The sequence below is a fragment of the Lysinibacillus sp. FSL M8-0355 genome, assembly GCF_038008985.1.
GTDB lineage: Bacteria > Bacillota > Bacilli > Bacillales_A > Planococcaceae > Lysinibacillus > Lysinibacillus fusiformis_D.
Map to the genome: position 1 here is coordinate 2,678,112 of NZ_JBBPAI010000001.1, position 20,660 is coordinate 2,698,771.

At 37.7% G+C, this 20,660-nt stretch carries 19 protein-coding genes and 1 riboswitch; of the genes, 8 read left to right on the plus strand and 11 right to left on the minus strand.

Annotated elements, in window-relative coordinates; all coding sequences use genetic code 11:
- Positions 1–664 precede the first annotated feature (664 nt).
- Together MKY46_RS13115 and MKY46_RS13120 are read left to right on the plus strand one after the other, a co-directional pair.
- On the plus strand, positions 665–1,327 hold the full coding sequence (locus MKY46_RS13115; protein WP_271913582.1) for a cupin domain-containing protein: 663 nt from the start codon (positions 665–667) through the stop codon (positions 1,325–1,327).
- Between the two features lie 95 nt (positions 1,328–1,422).
- Positions 1,423–1,899 carry a DUF3231 family protein gene (locus tag MKY46_RS13120; RefSeq protein ID WP_058844181.1) on the plus strand — a complete coding sequence of 159 codons (477 nt, stop codon included), beginning with the start codon at positions 1,423–1,425 and terminating at the stop codon, positions 1,897–1,899.
- 45 nt (positions 1,900–1,944) lie between these two features.
- Here the strand turns inward: MKY46_RS13120 and MKY46_RS13125 are convergent, their stop codons facing one another.
- Both MKY46_RS13125 and MKY46_RS13130 read right to left on the minus strand, forming a co-directional pair.
- Positions 1,945–4,551 carry a cation-translocating P-type ATPase gene (locus MKY46_RS13125; protein ID WP_058844180.1) on the minus strand — a complete coding sequence of 869 codons (2,607 nt, stop codon included), beginning with the start codon at positions 4,549–4,551 and terminating at the stop codon, positions 1,945–1,947.
- A gap of 231 nt (positions 4,552–4,782) precedes the next feature.
- Positions 4,783–5,973 carry an MFS transporter gene (locus MKY46_RS13130; RefSeq protein ID WP_271910109.1) on the minus strand — a complete coding sequence of 397 codons (1,191 nt, stop codon included), beginning with the start codon at positions 5,971–5,973 and terminating at the stop codon, positions 4,783–4,785.
- A 74-nt stretch (positions 5,974–6,047) separates the two neighbouring features.
- Positions 6,048–6,147, minus strand: a riboswitch (purine riboswitch).
- A gap of 160 nt (positions 6,148–6,307) precedes the next feature.
- Between MKY46_RS13130 and MKY46_RS13135 the strand changes: the two genes are divergently transcribed.
- A complete protein-coding gene (locus MKY46_RS13135; protein WP_036129108.1) occupies positions 6,308–6,511 on the plus strand; it encodes a hypothetical protein in 204 nt (67 codons plus the stop codon).
- 34 nt (positions 6,512–6,545) lie between these two features.
- On the opposite strand, the gene lepB is transcribed toward MKY46_RS13135, so the two are convergent.
- The 3 genes from lepB to MKY46_RS13150 all read right to left on the minus strand — a co-directional run bounded on the left by lepB (position 6,546) and on the right by MKY46_RS13150 (position 8,715).
- The gene (gene lepB, locus MKY46_RS13140; RefSeq protein WP_036129105.1) at positions 6,546–7,106 is read right to left on the minus strand and encodes a signal peptidase I; all 561 of its coding nucleotides are present in this window, start codon (positions 7,104–7,106) and stop codon (positions 6,546–6,548) included.
- Between the two features lie 233 nt (positions 7,107–7,339).
- Complete coding sequence (locus MKY46_RS13145; protein WP_036129103.1) at positions 7,340–7,450, minus strand: hypothetical protein; 111 nt, start codon at positions 7,448–7,450, stop codon at positions 7,340–7,342.
- A 323-nt stretch (positions 7,451–7,773) separates the two neighbouring features.
- Positions 7,774–8,715 carry an LCP family glycopolymer transferase gene (locus MKY46_RS13150; RefSeq protein ID WP_340811365.1) on the minus strand — a complete coding sequence of 314 codons (942 nt, stop codon included), beginning with the start codon at positions 8,713–8,715 and terminating at the stop codon, positions 7,774–7,776.
- Between the two features lie 296 nt (positions 8,716–9,011).
- Between MKY46_RS13150 and MKY46_RS13155 the strand changes: the two genes are divergently transcribed.
- Positions 9,012–10,100 (plus strand): M24 family metallopeptidase, encoded by a 1,089-nt coding sequence (locus MKY46_RS13155; protein WP_340811366.1) that lies wholly within the window; start codon positions 9,012–9,014, stop codon positions 10,098–10,100.
- Between the two features lie 14 nt (positions 10,101–10,114).
- Positions 10,115–11,317: an aminotransferase class V-fold PLP-dependent enzyme gene (locus MKY46_RS13160; protein ID WP_340834448.1), complete on the plus strand. Its 1,203-nt coding sequence runs from the start codon at positions 10,115–10,117 to the stop codon at positions 11,315–11,317.
- Between the two features lie 23 nt (positions 11,318–11,340).
- Here the strand turns inward: MKY46_RS13160 and MKY46_RS13165 are convergent, their stop codons facing one another.
- The 5 genes from MKY46_RS13165 to MKY46_RS13185 all read right to left on the minus strand — a co-directional run bounded on the left by MKY46_RS13165 (position 11,341) and on the right by MKY46_RS13185 (position 17,795).
- Positions 11,341–12,114, minus strand: coding sequence for an IclR family transcriptional regulator (locus tag MKY46_RS13165; protein WP_340809139.1), 774 nt, complete (start codon positions 12,112–12,114; stop codon positions 11,341–11,343).
- 623 nt (positions 12,115–12,737) lie between these two features.
- Positions 12,738–13,172, minus strand: coding sequence for a MarR family winged helix-turn-helix transcriptional regulator (locus MKY46_RS13170; RefSeq protein ID WP_036120548.1), 435 nt, complete (start codon positions 13,170–13,172; stop codon positions 12,738–12,740).
- Between the two features lie 25 nt (positions 13,173–13,197).
- Positions 13,198–13,953, minus strand: a complete 756-nt coding sequence (locus tag MKY46_RS13175; RefSeq protein WP_340834451.1) for an SDR family NAD(P)-dependent oxidoreductase — start codon at positions 13,951–13,953, stop codon at positions 13,198–13,200.
- Positions 13,954–14,322: 369 nt separating this feature from the next.
- Entirely contained in the window at positions 14,323–16,056 is a 1,734-nt protein-coding gene (locus MKY46_RS13180) for an ABC transporter ATP-binding protein (RefSeq protein WP_036120553.1), read from the minus strand.
- Positions 16,053–17,795, minus strand: a complete 1,743-nt coding sequence (locus tag MKY46_RS13185) for an ABC transporter ATP-binding protein (RefSeq protein ID WP_036120555.1) — start codon at positions 17,793–17,795, stop codon at positions 16,053–16,055. Before MKY46_RS13185 ends, MKY46_RS13180 begins: the two co-directional genes overlap by 4 nt.
- A 719-nt stretch (positions 17,796–18,514) precedes the next feature.
- Here MKY46_RS13185 and crcB (MKY46_RS13190) point away from each other — a divergent pair.
- From crcB (MKY46_RS13190) to MKY46_RS13200, 3 genes are read left to right on the plus strand one after another with little or no spacing between them, the layout of a single operon-like run.
- Complete coding sequence (gene crcB, locus MKY46_RS13190; RefSeq protein WP_036120558.1) at positions 18,515–18,877, plus strand: fluoride efflux transporter CrcB; 363 nt, start codon at positions 18,515–18,517, stop codon at positions 18,875–18,877.
- Positions 18,874–19,203 (plus strand): fluoride efflux transporter CrcB, encoded by a 330-nt coding sequence (gene crcB / locus MKY46_RS13195; RefSeq protein ID WP_036120561.1) that lies wholly within the window; start codon positions 18,874–18,876, stop codon positions 19,201–19,203. Before crcB (MKY46_RS13190) ends, crcB (MKY46_RS13195) begins: the two co-directional genes overlap by 4 nt.
- 14 nt (positions 19,204–19,217) lie before the next feature.
- The gene (locus tag MKY46_RS13200) at positions 19,218–19,565 is read left to right on the plus strand and encodes a hypothetical protein (RefSeq protein WP_340809142.1); all 348 of its coding nucleotides are present in this window, start codon (positions 19,218–19,220) and stop codon (positions 19,563–19,565) included.
- A gap of 327 nt (positions 19,566–19,892) precedes the next feature.
- Here MKY46_RS13200 and MKY46_RS13205 read toward each other — a convergent pair whose 3' ends face one another.
- On the minus strand, positions 19,893–20,648 hold the full coding sequence (locus MKY46_RS13205; RefSeq protein WP_340834452.1) for a class I SAM-dependent methyltransferase: 756 nt from the start codon (positions 20,646–20,648) through the stop codon (positions 19,893–19,895).
- Positions 20,649–20,660: the final 12 nt, after the last annotated feature.

Genomic DNA, 20,660 nt, shown 5'->3' on the forward strand with positions numbered 1-20,660 from the left:
CGCCTGCTAATAGATTGTGGATCAAGTGCATCAGTTTTACAGTAATAAGAACGGTATTTTGTTTATCTAGATTCCTTCTATGCCCTATAAGAGCAGTGTAAATTTCATGATTGGATAGGTGAATCATAGAAGAGGTGTATAGGTAAAAAAAGAGCAGTTATAATATCCATAGAATACTATAACTACTCCATATAAAAACATTCCACATCAATATAAAAAATATCTTTTATGACCTTAGACTCTCGCTGTAAAATGGGCAGCATGGCTAAAATATTGTTTATAGGAAACGTACACCCCTCTTGCCTTGTAAAGTAAAAGATTCACCTGTTATGTTGATGATTTTTACACACCTTTTTGTAATGGCACCTGATTTCTCTATCTACATCATATGGACGATTTGGTGACGCTACCGATTCTTTCCTGTTGAACGCCCCTTTACAGCTCTGCATATGCCTTTTACACATTTACAATACTTTATATAAAAAGAACAAATATCTACTTTTCTTTACACGTACATACATTCTTAATTAGAGGTGGTAATTTTAGCTAATTTTTAAAAAGATACGTTCCGTAGCTGCTCTCTAGGCATCTGTGTAAGCCTATATGCTGTTGAAACATAATCTATGATGATGAATATCCCACTTTCATGAGAAAGGATGTAAGTATTAGCTCAAATATCGACTATACCTCTCCCTCTACAGAATTCACTTTTGATGTTAATAAAAGTACGCTTTTTAAAAAGGATTCACAAAATTACATTAATATTCTTAGTGTGGAACAATTAAATACAGTAGAAAATACATCTTTACTCGATATTTTTTTGAGTAAAGAAAATATCGTTGAGCCACACTACCATCAAAATGCCGCTGAGCTCGTCTATTGTATCGCTGGGGCAGCGACGGTTTCCATCTTGAATCCCTTTACAAAGAAAATACAAAACTATCCCATTAGACCTGGGCAAGTTGCCAATATACCGCAGGGCTGGTGGCATTATGAAATAGCAACAGAAGATAATACTCATTTACTTGCGATTTTTGATGCACCAACGCCAGAGGTCATTTTAGGTTCCGATATCTTGAAATTTACACCAGCAAATATTATGGCGCATACGTATTGTTTAGATGAAGAACAATGGAAGAAAACAATTGCACCGATTGTTCCATCCACTTATATCGGACCACCAAAAGGCTGTCATCGTGTCCAGTCAGCAACCGATCAAACTCCGTCAAAACAAACAATGCCGCAGCACTACATGAAGCCATGTCCATACCCTTATCCATATCGCTACCCTAATCCTCACATGTCTCCTTATGGCACCTATTATTAAAGGCTCGTTAGTAAACTTTTATTGTAAAAGATGAATAGAATGTCATTTCCTGTCCATCCTAATCTTAGATAAACTAAGAGTTAGGAAGTGCCATAATGATAAAGGACAATCTAGCATCGTTACAATTTAAGGAAATTTTCAAGCTTTGGTCACAGCTTGGTGTCAATCAAAGCTATATTGCTTCAAGCCATGCCTTTTTTAAGCATACACGTGATAAACATTTAAAAATCATGATCTTGGAGTTTATTCAATGTTTAAAAGAGGAAAATAAGCAGTTGACATTATTATTAAAGGAAAATGGCATGTTGGCACCCACTACAGCAATCGAGTACAGTAAGATGAAACTAACGGATCTTCGTGGAAAATCGGCTATTAATGATGGCGAAATTAGTGCTATTTTATCCATGAATATTGCCTCATCTTTAATTGCTGTAAGCCAAGCACTGGATTTGTCAGTAAAAAAGCTCCACTTAACTAAATATGGTGAACTTCATATGCGTTATGCACTATTAGGGGCAAAATTGATTGACCTCAGTAAGCGTAAAGGTTGGATAGTAGCACCTCAAAGCTAAAAAGAAGCATCCGTTTTATCTAACGGAAGCTTCTTTTTTGACCTACTATCGATTTCTCACGAACAGTAGCTTATACCATTGGTTCACTAGGAATGGTAATACCGATAAGCTATAAATAAAGCCTAGCTGAGCTGTCGTTAATGGAGCTACCTCAAAAACTGTTGTGAGCATTGGCATAAACAAGACAATGTGTAAGCTAAATACACCGATGATAAAGGCAAGCCAAGTATATTTATTCGAAAATACGCCAATAGCAAAGATTGATTGTTTGGATCTGGAGTTAAAGCCATGCACTAATCTTGATAGGCATAATGTGGTAAAGGCCATTGTGCTGGCTGTTAACGTATCACCTGTCGATAAACCGATTTGAAACGCAATAATGGTGGAAATGGCGATTAATATACCTTCAAGCACTACTTGTGTTGTAAAGGCTTTATTTAATAAAGGAGTATGGATATTTCTAGGCTTGTCCTTCATTGTTTTCTTATTATTTGGCTCTAAACCGATTGCGATTGCTGGTAGACTATCTGTCAATAGGTTAATGAATAATAGATGCACAGGTGCAAAAGGAACAGGTAAGCCTAAAACAGTGGCATATAACACGACAAAAATAGCACCCGCATTTCCTGATAATAAAAACAGAATCGCATTTTTAATATTCGTATAGATGCTACGACCATTGGCAATTGCCTTGACAATCGTCGAAAAATTATCATCAGTTAAAATCATGGACGAGGCATCTTTCGCAACCTCTGTGCCTGTCACGCCCATTGCTACACCAATATCGGCTTGTTTCAGGGCTGGCCCATCATTGACACCATCCCCTGTCATGGCGACAACATGCCCTTTATCCTGCCAGGCTTTGACAATTCGAATTTTTTGTGCTGGTGTAACACGAGCATACACAGAATAATCATGTATTTTTTCTTGTAGCTCTTGATCGGTTAAACCTTCGAGTGCATGTCCTTCTATAGCTTCTGCTGGATTTTGTAAAATACCAATTTGTTGAGCGATAGCTGTTGCTGTAATTTTATGGTCCCCTGTAATCATGACGGGCTTAATACCTGCTTTTATACAGCTTTCCACAGCCTCTTTCGACTCTTTTCTTGGAGGGTCCATCATCGCTACTAAGCCAACAAAGATTAAATCTCGTTCAGCTCTTGTATCGACTTTTTGTAGAGGCAATACCTCCTTATAAGCAATAGCTAACACCCTTAAACCATTCATAGAAAAATCACGATTCACTGCTTCAATTTTCTGGCGATGCTGCGCAGTCATCTCAAAAATACCAGTTGTTGTTTTGATTCGTGTCACTTTTGGTAAAAGTACATCTAAAGCCCCTTTAGTAATCATGATAGGTTGCTTGTCCATCTGATTAACAGTACTCATGAGCTTTCTCGCTGAATCAAATGGAATTTCAGCCAGTCGAGGATATTGCTCGCGAACTGTCAATTCATCTAAACCATATTGTTTCCCTAATTTCACGAGGGCAATTTCTGTAGGGTCACCAATTTCTTTTTGCTCACGCTCGACAGCGTCACTACATAGAAGCGCTTTTACCATCAGCTCTTTTTCCACTGGGTTCGTTGGATTCAGCCAATCGTGTGGAATCTTTTTCTGGTCGACGAAAACTTCCTGTACGACCATTTTATTTTCGGTTAAGGTACCCGTTTTATCAGAGCAAATAACCGATACACTTCCTAAGCTTTCAACAGCATAAAGCTTGCGGATGATCGCATTTTCCTTCGCCATTTTCTGGGTGCCAAAAGCTAATACAATGGTCACAATGGAGCTCAATGCCTCTGGGATCGCTGCAACAGCAAGGGATACAGCAAACATAAAGGATTCCACTAAGGCCCTTCCTCGAATAAGGTCAATCGTAAAAATAGCTAAACAAATTAGGGTAATGCCTAGTGCTAATTTTTCACCGAATTGATCAAGACTAATTTGTAATGGTGTTTTCTTCTCCTTGGCCGTATCGAGTAAATTCGCAATTTTTCCGATTTCGGTCTGCATCCCGATCGCAGTAACCATCACGATGCCACGTCCATTAGTCACAAAGCTTCCTGAATACACCATATTTTTCTTATCCGCAATCGTTACATTATTTTTCCGAATAGGGTCCGTACTTTTTGCTACAGCAATCGATTCGCCTGTGAGCGAGCTTTCATTGATGTGTAAATTATGGCTTTCCAGTAGCCTGCCATCCGCATTGATGTAGTCGCCTGCCTCCAACATCAGAAGATCGCCTACCACAATTTCTTCAGAAGAAATCTCCACTAGTTGATGATTACGCATGACTTTGGCAATCGGAGAGGTCAATGCTTTCAGATTATCTAGTGACTGCTCTGCCTTCACATGCTGCACCGTGCCTAAAATAGCATTTAAAATGACCACGATCATAATCACAATGGTGCTTCCCACTTCTCCTAGTAGAAAGGAAACGAAGGCCGCAACGAGTAAAATAATGACCAATAAATCTTTAAATTGACCCATGAAAACAGCCCATGTACTTGTTCTTTTCCCTTCCTCTAATACATTATAGCCATAGATTTGTTGTCTTTTTTTGACGTCATCATCGGTCAAGCCTTGTGTGGTGACGTTCAATATTTTCATGACTTCAGCAGATGATTGTTGATGATATTCAGTCATTGGGTTCTCCTTCCATTTACAAGATTTGAAGGTTTCCTTTAAAAAGTAGTATTTACACTTAAATCTCAAACTCCTCAAGTCTGTAAATTCATTAACTACAACAATCTATTCCATAGAGAATTGGAGTATGCTAAGAAACCATAGAGAATTTAATTTTTGAAACGATTCGAAAATAGATTCAAAAAAAGGTATTGGGACGGCTTTCCCAATACCTTACAGGCAGTTGTTCTATTACGAGTTATGATGTGCTGATGAATAATCTACGTGCTGCTCCTGACCAAGAGGTGCTCTTTTAATAGAGAAGATGGCACAAGCTAATGCACCGAGAACTAGAATCGTACCAAAGCTTGCTAAGTGCATAACGGACCCTGTCCAAGCAAACATAGCGCCTCCTACTGCTGATCCGATGGAGATCCCGATTTGCAGGGCAGCTGTATTTAAGCTTTGCTGAATATCAGATGATTGAGGATCTGCCTGAATTAAATAATTTTGTAATGGTGGTGTCAAAGCCCAGCTCAACGCCCCCCATAAAACCGTAAATACTAAAAACAGTGGCAGGGCAATAACTGTATAAGGAATAGTAAATAACACAATGGCAAAGGCAGAGACGATTAAAATAATAGCCTTGCTTGTGCCAATTTTATCACTCACCCAGCCTCCTATAGCGTTCCCGCTAACAGAGGCAATACCGAAAATTAAGTAGCAAATACTAATCCATGAGGCACTCAGATCAAATGCTTCTACTAAAAATGGTGTTAAATAAGCGTAGAGCATGTAATGACCCGCTAACATAAACAGCGTAGTTAACTGTGCTGTTAGGATTTTCAAATTCGCCAATGATTTGATTTGTGCCTTCAGTGGCACTACTTCTCCGATTGGCATTTTTTCAAGCAATAAGGCAATTAAAACCATTGAAATCGTTGACAGGATACTAATACCTAAAAATACAGCACGCCAGCCAAACGCTTCTGTAATAAAAATACCCATTGGCACACCGATTACAAGCGCGGAACTTACGCCCATAAAAACAAGCCCTAATGCTTTGGCACGGTGGCGGGGCTCTACGATTTTAGTAGTAATCGTTAATGATAATACGATGACTAACGCTGTACTCATCGCTGTGAAAATACGAGCAATTAGCACAATGATGAACGTTGTACTAAAGAAGGTCATTAGATTCCCTAACGTGAAAATAAATAAAGAAATAAGGAATAAGCGCTTCCGTTCCACCTTGGCTGTCAAGGATAGTAGGACTGGCGCAGAAATCGCATAAACCAGTGCAAAAATTGTGATTAATTGTCCTGCTGTTGCTAATGATACATGTAAATCCTCTGCAATATTTGGCAGGATTCCACCAACAATTAATTCAACTAACCCTACTGCGAAGGTTGTCACTGCAAGAATATAAACTCTCCAATTCATCGTAATCTCCCTTTCATTACACTTCCATTTTTGTAGGAGATTCTTTTAAAGCATAATAAAAAAATCCTGACTACAAAAATGAAGCAAAGTTTTGTAGTCAGGATTTTATGGTTCCTGGTAGAGACCCTCAATCCATATTATTGAGGTTATACAGATCAAATATTTACTTTAGCTATAGTAGCACATCAAAATTTCATTGACAATAGATTTTTTTCATAGAATGAACGCCATCATAAAACCGTGGAATCGAGAGAAAATTTTGAATTTCTGCTTATATTTCGACGAATTTGACCATACATATTAACATACAATAACTATTTTAAGAGGTGATTGTTTGCGCATAGTAGGATTTGTTTGCTATTTTTTAATACTATTTTATGGCGTAGAATTAGTAGTAGAAGAGTTCACGATTGAAGAACCAGCAATCCATTCTCCAGCAAAAAGTAGGCCGTCACCCATTAAAGAAACCGTTGAAAACTCAAGAATTTGTGTCTATTATCCCACGTATAAAAGCTGTACAGATTTACCCCAAAATTAAAAAGAGGCTACTCAAGGGAGTGACCTCTTTTTCATCATTTTGAACCAATATGAAAATGGCTAAATGGATATAGTATTAATTTTGATTCACCGTAAACTGCATCCTCGGAAATTAAACCATAATGGCGACTATCACTACTTTTTAGGCGATTGTCACCAAGCACAAAAAACATTCCCTTTGGCACTTCTTGTTCATTCACTAATTGTTCCAACGTAAAGTTTTCCGTAATGCGTAATTGATTAGGATCCTCTGTTTGGCGATTGACATAATCTTCTTTGTACGCTTTGCCATTGACATACAATACATCATCTTTCATTTCGACTTTATCTCCTGGAAGACCAATTACACGTTTAATATATAACTCATCCTCTACAGGTGATTGGAAAACAATTTGATCGAAACGTTCGATTTTACTTGTTTTACTTACAATAATAATATCCTTATCATGATACGTCGGATACATCGATGCTCCCTGCACTTTGATCGGCGCAAATAAAAATTGCTTACAGCCAAAAACGACAACTGCTGTAATGACAATAATTTTAATGTAGGATAGTATTTCTTTTTTAAAATTAGATGTTTTTTCCTCTTGCATGCTCATTCCCCGATACTGTTTTTTTATATAGTATAACATTTTCTCTATACTATTGACGAATGAATCACATAAATAGTTTCCAATTTATCGACTAAGCTTTCGTATAATTGCGTCCAGATTTTTTCATGCTGACGAGTAAAAATGAACCTGTGATACCTGCTGAAATAACATAAAAAATAGACAAGGCTACAAGGTAGCATTGTCTAAAAATGAACGTTTTAGTTGTTTGGTCATTATGAATGGTTAGATAGTGTAGTAGAGTGACGCTGCTCGTTTAATAAATCTGCTGCTAATACGATACCCACTGGTAATGCAAATGCTAATAAAATTGTGCCTATAATCATCACAATCACTCCTTTAACCATTTCTAATGTCAGTATACACTTAATTTTCTGATATTTCAAGAAATATTGGAAAATGATTGATGAAGCCATAAAAAAATCATTCAACTAGGCATGCGCCCTACCTGAATGATTTTTTATCTCTTACATAAACAATTTTAAACACAATACTTGTAGGCCTCTTATCGCTGATTGGACTGGATTTTTTCGCACTTTACGTTTAGGTACATAGCTTTGCATGCAATGATTCAGTGCTGTATACCTAAGCACCTGGGTCCTCCCATTCATTCATCTCCCTCCCTTCATGGCCCAAAGTTGTAGCTAACTTACTTACTTTTTTGTAAATGATTTTTTAAATCTATTTGTATTTCTTCAAGCTCTGTCTCATTCGGAATGTAGTACCAAATATGGTTAATCCTTTGACCATCCCCCTCGTCAAATGACAACTGTTCAATATCTGCATCCATCTTTTTATAAAGACCTTGCAGCTGAATAAGATCCTTGACAGAAAAGTTCATACGCACATTATCACCTAGAACATTCAGCATATCTGTTGCTTTTAATAACGTAGATGGTGTAGAAGCTTTTTTCATTACAGCTTCAATAATTTGGCGCTGACGAATTTGGCGACCAAAATCACCGCGCGGATCTTCGTAACGAATACGTGAAAAAATCAGTGCCTCATTACCGTCTAACGTAATTTCTCCCTCTGGGAAATGATATTCATCAAAAGTTAAATCCATATCATTATTGATGGTTACGCCCCCAAGCGTGTCAATAATTTGTAGAAAACCCTCCATATTAATAAACACATAATAATCAATAGGTATATTTAGAAAATTTTCCACTGTATCTACAGCCATCGGAACGCCACCAAAGGCATAGGCATGATTAATTTTATCAACGGTATCATGACCAATAATTTCTGTACGTGTATCACGGGGAATACTAAGCATTTTCATTGTCTGTTTTTCAGGATTCACAGTAATCACAATCATAGTATCGGAACGGCCGCTATCATCTTTTCGTTCATCGACCCCAAGCATGAGAACCGAGAATGGTTCTTTTTTGATCACTGTTTTTTCTTCGAGTTGTGCAGCATCCGTTGTTTGAATAAGTGGTGTATTTATTTTATTCATAGTTTTTTGGATGGTAAAGTAAGCAGCACCTATAAAAATTAAAAATATTGCTAGTAGGCTACCGACTATCCACAGCCATAATTTTTTCTTGCTCTTTTTCTCTTTTGAGCGTTTCATATTTTTTTCCATACATTAGTCCTTTCTTGCTTAACAATTTTGCCCCTCTTTTTGACGTATTAAGTTGGAAAAAAGTTTATCTAGTCTACTTATATGCATAATGGACGAAAAAAAGACGTACACTAGTATTTACTAAATTAACAGCATACTATTCCCTCATTTGTAAATTCCCTTCCTATTAGAGCCACCTATTAGGCTGACATCCACTTTATTTATTGAAAATTCATTATTATTAATATATAATCTTAAGATACACTGTATCTATAATAGAAACAATTAATATAACTTATTTTAGGAGGAATGACCCTATGTTTCAAAATAGAAGAGAGAAACTAGTTTCCTATATGCAGCAACAGCAAATTGATGTGGCGATCCTTGTACCTGGGTCGAATATGTCTTATTTTACAGGTCTCCAGTTAAAGCAAAGTGAGCGCTTAACGTTAGTGGCTATCACGGCTAACAATCAATTATATTTTCTAGTACCACAAGTAGAACTAACAAAAGTTGATACGGAGTGTGCGAATGCTATCGTATCTTATTCAGATGAAGAGGGACCGACACAGGCCATCTGGCAATTTAAAAAAGAGCTGGGAGCGTCGCAAACACTTGGTGTGGAATTTGACACGATGCACGTAAAGGAACAAAAAGCAATCGAACACCTTACATATAACAATTTATGTGACATCGGTGAATCCATTCGTGAACTCCGTATGAAAAAAGAGCATCATGAAATAGCCTTGATGCGACAGGCTGTACAAATTGCAGAAGAAAGTCTTGAAGCAACATTGCCAACGATACGAGCTGGTGTTTCAGAAATGGAAGTCGCTGCACAATTAGAATATGAAATGAGACGACGTGGTTCAGAGGGAACACCTTTTGGAACCATTGTGGCATCAGGTTACCGAGGAGCGCTTCCCCACGGCAGAGCAAGCATGAAAAAAATAGAGACAGGCGAATTGATCGTCATAGACTTTGGGGCCATTTATAAGGGCTATGTGGCAGATATGACTAGAACGGTAGCTTTAGGGGAGATTTCTCCAACTTTAAAAACGATTTACAGCATTGTTAAACAAGCCAATGAAACGGCAATAGAAGCGATCAAACCAGGCATGACAGCACATGACATTGATGCTATAGCAAGAGGCATTATTCACGCCGCAGGCTATGGTGACAATTTCACACACCGACTTGGCCATGGTATTGGTTTAAGTGCACATGAGGAACCTTATATCATGCAGCGTAATCAGCTAGTATTAAAACCTGGTATGGCATTTACAGTGGAGCCAGGTATCTACGTTCAGGATGTCGGCGGTGTTCGTATCGAGGATAATTTAATTGTTACAGAAAATGGTTATAAGAATTTAATGACCTATCCGAAAGAATTAATCATTTTATAAGGCTGGTGCGCACAATGTTAAATATGATGAAAATACAAAAAGATATGCCGCTACTAGAGCACTATATTTATTTAAACACGGCTGCTGCTTCTGCCATGCCCCAGCCAGTAGTGGATGTAATGGCTAGCTATCTTCAAAAACAAGCGAGTATTGGTCCCTACTTCCCCTCTTTTCGTCAAGAAATATATGCACAGGTAGAGCGTATACGAGAGAAAAGCGCATTATTTATCGGCGCCAAAAAAGAAGAAATTGCCTTTGTGCCAAACGGTTCAATGGCTATTAATTATATAGCAGGGGGCTTGCAATGGGAACAAGGTGATGAGGTCATTGTGCTCGATACAGAAATGTTAAGTAACTATGTGCCTTGGCTTGCCCTTCAGCAACAAGGTGTTCAGTTAAAAGTTTTGAAAACTAATGCGGAGTATCTAGTAGATTTACAAGAGCTGGAGCAACTCATCACGCCACACACAAAATTGATTGCCTTTGCCCATATGTCCAATGCTGCTGGTGCACTCCAGCCCGCCAAGGAAATTTGTCAGCTGGCACAGCAACACCATGTATTAACATTGATTAATGCCAATCAAACTGTTGGTTTAACACCGATACATGTTGCAGAGCTTGGCTGTGACTTTTTAGTTGCCTGTGGCCGAAAATGGTTGCGCGGCCCTGAGGGTTCAGGTATTTTATATGTGCGCCAAGCGCTTATCCCAGCACTCACACCTATTATGATTGGCTGGGGTAGTACCCAGTGGGATTATCAAAACGATGAGTATTCTTTTTTAGAAACAGCGAAACGTTTTGAGCCAGGCTGTCCAATCATCCCAAGTATTTTGGGATTGGGAGCAGCGATTGACTATGCCAACGCTATTGGTATTCACTCTATTTATGAAAGAGTACAACAATTAACAAACTATTTAGTGGAACAGCTCTCAACCATCCCAGGTATTGTGTTATATGGTCCACAAAATAGTGCACATCGATTATCCATTACGCCGTTTAATATAGAAGGGATTTCTCCAGATGAGCTAACGAATGAATTAGCAGAACGTGGGGTCATTATTGAGGCTGGCACATTTATGGCCAATACCATTATGGAACGTAATCAGATTAGTCAAATGGCTCGTTTTTCCCCACATTATTTTAATACGTTTGAAGAAATAGACACGGCTGTATCGTTCATGAAGGAAATCAGAGCAAAGGCCCAAGATAGATATTAACTATCTTGAGCCTTGTTTCAAGCTTATTCATGATATAGCTTAAAGCTATACTGATCGAAATAACGTTGAATATTCATCGCTCCATATTGAAGAATATTCACCATTTCAGGTAACTTTTCCTCTGTTGGTTTACGATAAATAGGTCCTGCAATCGTTAAAGAAGCAATTACTTCTTTTTTGCTGTTAAAAAGAGGTACACCAAGCCCAAAAACAGAATGAGCATATTCCCCCGTCGAGAAGCACCAGCCTTGTTGTTGAATTTTTTCTAAATCGGCTATTATTTCTTCGGGGTCAGTAATCGTTTCTGGGGTTAATCTTTTCATACCATGCTCCATAATCTCCTTCTTCCGATCCTCAGGTAGATAGGCCATGATGACTTTACAAGAAGCCCCAATATGTAGTGGTGTTCGTGTGCCCATTGACACCGAAAACTTAATTGTTTGAGAGCCTTCAGCTATTTCCACTGTGACGCCATCTTTGCCATCTAGCCATGTTAGAAATACCGACTCTTTAATGGTTTCTGCAAGATTTTTCATAATTGGCAAAACAAAATCAGAAAGATTTAATTTATCTTTCACCATCTGACCATACTCTAAAAAACGAAGCCCTAATTCATATTTTTTTGTCTCAGGATTTTGAATCAGAAATCCATGACTCTCGAATGTAACTAAAATTCGATAAATAATAGAATGACTAATATTCATCTCCTTTGCTAATTCACGCACACCCCATGTAGGATTTTCTTTATTAAAATATTTTAAAACCTCCAATGAGTTATCCAATGTTTTTAATGTCATTTCACACCTCGATTGTCTCTATAATAGAACCGTATCTTGATTATAAAATGAAGCTGGACAATTTTCAATAAATTCAACTATTTTACAATTAGATTTTAAACAAAATATTGAGTTCGGGGGCCCTATCTGTTTAGAGTGATTCTATTCGGGCAAAAGGTGCGCTCTATCCTTCGGTTTGGATATCCTATCCGTTCAAAGCCATTCTATCGGGCAAAAGGTGCGCTCTATCCACTAGTTTTCCTGTTCTATCCTTCACATATTGAGTTCTATCCTTCACTTTGAGTATCCTATCCGTTCAAAGCCATTCTATCAGGCAAAAGGTGCGCTCTATCCACTAGTTTTCCCGTTTTATCCTTCACATATTGAGTTCTATCCTTCAGTTTGAGTATTCTATCCGTTCAAAGCCATTCTATCGGGCAAAAGGTGCGCTCTATCCACTAGTTTTCCTGTTCTATCCTTCACATATTGAGTTCTATCCTTCACATATTGAGTTCTATCCTTCAGTTTGAGTATCCTATCCGTTCAAAGCCATAGACTTCTACCACCTATGACATTAATATAAATATCCAGCAAAAAAATCAACTCACCTCTATAAAATTTCTTAGAGGCGAGTTGATAATTAGCTAGTCATTTTTCTGTTGAATTCCCTGTACTAATTTCTCTTGAATCAGCAAATATTGGGCAATTTCCTTGTCATCTAATACTTCAAAAAGCTGTACAAAGACCTCTTTCCCGATGGATTGAGCCTTCGCCAAAGCTACTTTCCCCTCTTCCGTAATTTGCAAGCGAATGGTGCGACGGTCAGATGGATCATAAAGTCTTTCCGCTAATCCAAGCTTAACCAATTTTTCTGCAATGCTTGTCATAGCACCTTTCGTATAGCCAATGGTTTCAGCTAATTCTGCTTGTTTTTGAGGGCCTTTAACATGTAGCTCGTTTAACACTAAAATCGGTGAAATTCCTAAAGGATATGGAAACGCTTTTGTAAAGCGTATAATATTGGCATTATTCACCTGTTCAATCATATGAATGAGTTTAAAAATATTTGTCTGTTTCAAAAAAATCCTCCTCGAACGCCGAGAACTAATGAAGCATTAGTGAACCTCCATCCACCATAATCGTTTGACCCGTGATGTATTGGGAATCGTCAGAAGCTAAGAAAACAGCTACTCGACCGATATCTTGCTCAATATCACCAAAACGACCAAGTGGAATTTTACTTCTAACCGCTTCATAATATTCTGGTTGTGCTTTTGCCCATGCCTGTACACCTGGTGAATCCGCAAGTGGACTAATGATATTGACATTGATACCAAAACGTCCCCATTCATTTGCGGCAACACGAGAAATACCGCGGATTGCTTCCTTAGCTGCGGCATAAGTTGCCTGTGTCTCATGGCCTTGAATACCTGCCCCAGATGCAAAGTTAATAATATTGCCCTTCGTTTCTTTTAAATGTGGGAGTGCTGCTTGCATTAAATAGAAGGTTGGATAAAAACCTGTCCCAAACGATAAATCAAGATCTGCCTGTGTTGTTTCTTCTATTGTAACTTGTTTCGCAGCATGAGCGTTATTAACTAGCACATCTAGTTTACCGTATTTTTCTACGACTGTATCAATAATTTTTGGTAATTGATCGCGTTCCATTAAATTCGCCTGCAAAAACATAGATTTTGGTGAGATTTCTTGCAATTCTTTTGCCATTACCTCACCCGCCTCTGCATTTAAATCAACAATTGTAACGACAGCCCCTTCCTTTGCCATTGCTTTTGCCATCCCACTACCGATACCGCCTGCTCCCCCAGTAATGATAACCACTTTGTCTTGTAGTTTACCCATCGCTAACACATCTCCTTTTCTTTCATTCCTAAATAGTTTAACATTAAACTATTTAATTTTAAACTAAATTGCTTTACCTTTATCCGTCACTACTATCACTTTATAATCATTCAACTAGCTATTATTTTTTGTTAAACGAATAAAAAGAAAAGCCTATTTTGGAGAAAGGTTAATCCAAAATAGGCTTTTCAAAATTCAATTAACCCTGTCTGCATTCAACGCCGACTATCCAATAAAATTTTTATTGTAAAACCATTTAAATGCTTTTTAAGTTATCTATTTTCAATCAGATATTACGACACTTTTAATGTATGTATATCCTTGTAATGACAAAGCCCCACTTTTATGAAGTGGGGCTTTCCATAGATTTTACTGTAAGGAATTCGCTTGCATTTGATACATTTTGTTATAAATACCGCCAAGTGCTAGCAGTTCATCATGCGTGCCATTCTCTATAATTTGTCCTCGATCAAGTACAAGGATACGATCGGCATTTTTAATCGTAGACAGTCGATGGGCAATAATAAATGTTGTTCGTCCTTTTTTCAGGACATCCATTGCATGCTGAATAATTTCTTCCGTTTCCGTATCAATATTCGATGTCGCTTCATCTAAAATTAAAATCGCTGGATCGAAGGCAAGTGCCCGCGCAAACGAAATCAGCTGACGTTGCCCTGAAGATAACGTACTACCCTTCTCAATCACTGGCTCATCATAACCATTAGGTAAGTTCGATAAAACCCGTTCGCCTCCTACAGCATTTAAAGAAGCTTCTATTTTTTCGGATGATATATTAGGGTTGTTTAAGCCGACATTTGAAGCAATCGTACCTGTAAATAAGTAAGGATCCTGTAGCACTATTCCCATATGTTCACGCATCGTTTGACGAGGAACAGAGGTGATATCAATGCCATCAATGGTAATTTTGCCTTTTGATGGGTCATAGAAGCGGAATAACAAGTTCATAATGGAACTTTTTCCAGAGCCCGTATGACCAACTAAGGCAATCGTTTCACCTTGATGTGCCTCAAATGATAGGTTTTTCAGCACGTATTCATTGTCTTTATAAGCAAAGGAAACATCCTCGAAAACGACATTGCCTTTATATCGTTGGAGGCTTTTTTCAGAGACAGGCTCACCGTCTGTATCTAGCACCTCGAAAACACGTTTCCCAGCAATTAGAGAACGCTCAAGCTGAGAAAATTGGTTCACGATGTTCGTAATTGGATTAAATAGCTTTGTTAAATAATCGACAAACGCATACAAAGTACCCGCTGAAACCACTTGGGTTGCTGTAAATGATTGCGTACCAAAATAGAAAATAAAGACCGTAAACATAATTAGTCTTAACGTATTCACAAGGTTAAAGGATGTGGCTGAATCGAGCACTAATAGCTTACGTTCGTATGCATAATGCTCATTATTCATGTCATCAAATTCCTTCGTCATTTGCTGCTCACGACGGAATGCCTGAATAATGGTCATGCCTTGAATGGATTCATTAATCATGGCATTAATGTCAGCGATTTTTGTACGAATGACATCATTATACTTTGAGGCAAATTTTCGATACAAAATCATCCATACGTAAACAATAGGAATCATCGTTAAAGCTAGCATTGCCATTTTCCAGTTTAAAATAAAGAGTGCGATATATACACCAATGATGGAAATAAAGCTCGTAACAAAATTGGATAGCACCTGTACATATAAATTACGCACCGCTTCTGTATCATTTGTTACACGCGCAACAATTTTACCTGCTGGTAAATTATCGAAATACTGAATTGGTAAAGTTTGAATATGCTCAAAAACATCCTTACGTAATTTTTGAATGACGCGGTTTGCACCAATTTGTAAATAGATATACATAAAATAGCGTAATATAGCCGTTGCAATGGCTAACAGTAAATAAACGAGTAGTAGCCATGTAATCGGTTTGATTTCAATATGACCAATTGTCATGTAATTATCAATAATATGCTTAGCAATAAATGGCCCAACAAGCTCCGTAAATACGGCGATTGTAAGGAAGAATAAGCCTAGTAATATCGGCTTTTTAAAATGCATCGCATAGCGTGTTAAACGTTGACTCGTACTCATGAGGCACCCCCTTCTAGCTGCTGACGGTCAAATTGCTCTTTATACCATCCTTGTTGCGAAAGAAGTTCCTCATGTGTTCCCTGCTCTACGATTTGTCCATCATCCAACACGATGATAACATCCGCATGCTGAATACCAGATAGGCGATGCGTAGTAATAATCGTCGTTTTCCCATGACGTTCACGCTGAATATTTTCAATAATTCTTGCCTCTGTCTTGGCATCGACAGCCGAAAGCGAATCATCAAGCATTAAAATTTCAGGATCTTTAATCAGTGCACGAGCAATAGATACACGTTGTTTTTGACCGCCTGAAAGAGATACACCTTTTTCCCCAACAAGTGTTTCAAGGCCCATTGGTAAATTTTCTAAATCTTTTTCAAAATATGCGGCACGAATCGCCTGCTGTAATTCAGCTTGTGTCGCATCTTCTTTCCCAAATAATATATTTTCACGAATAGTACGTGAGAATAGCACATGATCTTGCGGCACATAGCCTATCCAATCAAGAATCTGCTCCTTGGTTTGAGAGGTGATGTCGATACCGTCAATGGAAAGCTGCCCCTGTCCGATTGGATACTCTCGCAATAATTGGCGAAGGAAGGTTGTTTTTCCCGCACCCGTCTTGCCGACAATGCCCAGCGTTTGACCTTTTTTCAGGGCAAGTGAAATTTGCTGTAAGTTTTTCACCTGACTCATTGGATATTGGAATGTTAAAGCATCAAAACCAATTGCATTAGGTGTCGCAATCATTTGTGGATTCGGAATATTTTGAACATCTGCATCATAGTTCAATGTTTCCTGCACACGATCCAGTGAGGCATTCCCTTGCTGCATAACATTGATGAGCTCTCCAATCGCAAAGATTGGCCAAACCGCTAATCCTAAATACACATTAAATGTGACCAGTTGCCCAACCGTCATTGCCTCTATCGCCACTAAATGAGCCCCGTAACCGAGTGCTACAACATAGCTAATACCTGTTCCGACTTTCGTAATCGGGCCGAATAATGCATTAATTTTAGCTGTATGAATATTTTTGGCATACACAATCTCACTCATATCCGCAAAATTAGCCTCATCCTTTTTTTCCTGCACATAGGCGCGCACCACTCGAACTCCTGCAACAGATTCCAGTACACTATCGTTCAGCTCACCAAAAGCGTCTTGAGCCTTCATATAGCGTTCATGAACAATTTTACCTAAATATTGTATGAGGATGGCCATAATAGGAACTGGTAACATCGCAAAAAATGTGAGCTTCCATGAAATCATATAGCCCATCGCAAAAATGATAAAGCCCATATAAATCGTTGAATCAATCAACGTCATAATGCCAAAACCAGCTGTCATGGATACGGCATTTAAGTCATTTGTTGCTCGTGCCATTAAATCCCCTGTACGGTTTTTCTCATAAAACGTTGGGGTCATGCGTAAAAAATGCTGCATTAAATTTCGACGTAATATTTTCTCAAGGTTTATAGCTCCTTCAAATAGTCGGAATTGCCACACAAAATTTAATAGATAGCCCCCAATAATAATCCCAATAAAAATGAATACATATTTTGTTAAAATAGCTGGTGTCATTTCTCCTGCAGTCAATAAATCGATAATGGAGCCTAATAAATATGGAGGAATGACCTCTAATCCACTGGCAATCATGAGTACCACAATGGCAACCGTATATTGCTTCCAGTATTTTTTAAAGAACCAGCCTAATTTACTTAACACATCAAACATACATTATAACCTTCTTTCTTCCATGCTGTTGTGGATGACTACCCACTTTCTAGAAATTCCTTTTTGAAAATCATTCGTTGTACTGTGTTTCTCATATACATACACTCCTTTTTAGTATTCACTACAACCTTTTTGGCATGAAAAAAGACACATACCCTAAAAAGAGCATGTGTCTCTTATAAAAGGCAGGATTGAACCCATACCTTTTTATGCAATCTTAAATAAGCGTTAGGCATGGACAATGTATGTAACTGTAATTGAATTTGATACTAATAAAATTAACATTGTCATGCCCTCCCTTGGTTTATTTGTTATAGTGTTCTTGAAGATTATCACACTATAGAAATATTTGTCAACTATCACCCTGTTATTTTTTTATCATTTTCAGGAAATAGTTAGTGCTTTAAAGCGTTGAATTATTGAAAAGAACCAAAAGGAAAGCATAGGCATAAGTGGTTGATTGACTTTAACATTACAGTAAATGTTAGGTCGCTTATATTGACCAAAAGGATGAAATGAACAAAAAGGGTAAAGAGAAAGAAAGTTCCTTCACAAGATTCAAGCACTCAAGGCTCGTTTCTTTTACAAAGCTATTGGTCATAACAAAATGATTATTACACGAAATCATTTTATAGGAAGGCTAACAGAAGAAATATTTCTAAAATTTTCATCTCATGATACACTTTCAATATAGTCATTTTTAGTAAGGGGTCTTTACGTTGAAGACATTTTTAGCAGTTAGCATCGGCGGATTTTTTGGCGCAATCAGTCGATATGGTCTTAATCTGATTTGGCCAAGCACAAACGGTTTCCCTTATACAACACTTTGTATAAATATAGTTGGATGCTTTTGCTTAGCATGGCTTTTCACCACTTTTATAAAACGCACACCGATTGTAGTAGGACTTGGGACTGGCTTTTGTGGTGCTTTTACTACTTTTTCGACATTTTCCTTAGAGACACTGCTCCTCCTTGAAAATAATGAGTGGCTACAGGCTGTACTTTATGTTGCCGTAAGTGTTTTAGGAGGACTAACAGGTGCATGGCTGGGGATACGACTTGCAAGGGGGCGCATGGTATGATTTTGGTCGGGATTGGGGGAATTTTTGGCGCTTTGTCAAGATTCTATTTAGGAAAATTACTTGTACATCCATATCCATGGGCAACTTTTATCATTAATTGTACAGGCTCCTTTGCACTTGGTTTTTTATTCGCCCTGCATGTCGGTGACTGGTTGTGGCAATTGATAGGCATAGGCTTTTTAGGAGCCTACACGACATTCTCTACGTTTGGGTTTGAAACACTACAGCTTATAGAGCAACAAAAATGGAGACAAGCCATTAGCTATATTGCCAGTACCTTGCTAGTTGGAATTCTATTTGCTGCTATCGGTTATCTTGTTGTGTAAAGAGGTGATATGTATTGACACAACCATCAAATGAGCAACTCCAAGAACTTGAAGCTGAAATAGAACAAATACTCTATTCACTTATTGAGCTAGAATTAGAAGAAAATTATGCCGCAATGAATACACAATTTGCCTATTTACTAGCAAAGATTCAGGCAGCACAGCTAATTGATTACAAGCTGGATGTCCTTGTAGAACCTCAAGCTTATACAACGGAAACTTGTATTCTGCTACAAAGCTTAATAGAAGCTAAGACGAGGACAAATAAAAGGCATAGATTATTAACACACCGTATGATTTTAAAAATATGGTTACGTAAAAATCAACGATTCATGAGGGAATTTTTACCTCAAATGTTTTAGGCGCCTCCTAGTTTTATAAGGGCGCCTCTTTTAAATGTATACGTTCTTTTCCAAATAAAGTTGTCTGTTGTAAAATATCTAAATTAATATAGATGTTTTTCCTTCTATCATCATGGGCAATTTTGATTGACGGGATATACCTCAAGGCTCGCCCCACCGCATGCTGTTGCCCTTAACCTACTGAAAATAGGAAGTCCCTACTACTTTCAGCAGAAAAGGAAAAAGTTCGATTTGGAAAACGAATCGTTCTCCAATCGAACTTTTAAGGGCTTTAAGAACAACCTCTTTTTATGTTGAGGTTCTATAATTTAAAGTCGTTATTAACTGCTATTTTTTTATAGCTTCATACGTAAATACCTCTGAACCATTTGTTGGATATTTATTATACTCATAATCCGCAGAAATCGTAACATCTTTAAATCCAATATCTTGTAAAATTGCTCGAAACTCTTCTACTCCATACCATTTTAATGGGAAAACTTCTAACTCAGTGTCAATTAGTTTCGTATTTTGCCATTTCTGATATTTATTGTGAGTAATAGTAAATTGATTAATGTAGTCCACATCTACCAATACTTCTTCCAACGTTATAGAGTCGCTTTCTTGATTCTTTAATATTCTAGTTGAAACATAACCCTTCTCAAACGACTCAGGAAGAAAAGTATCTACTATTAAACGGCCTCCATCCTCTAGGTGATCATAAAAACACTTTAAGGCTTTTAAAGAATCTTCTCTTTGATGCAATAATAGGAATGAGCCAGTCGGAATAATAATCGCCTCATATTTTTGTTCCAAAGAAAAATTGCACATATTTAATGAATATAGATTTGGTGAAAGCTCTCTTTCTGCACAATTTTTTTTGCATAATTGTAACATGTCATCAGAAAGGTCAAAACCTTCAATATTTAGCCCTTTATGCAATAAAGGTATTAAGATACGCCCATTACCAACAGCAGGCTCTAATATCTTTCCCTTAACGCCTTCTAACCTTTCTGAATAATACTCTACATCGCCAAATGTTTTACCAATATATTTATCTATATCATATAATTCTGTAGATAAACTACCATAAAAACTTACCATCTCTAGTCTCCT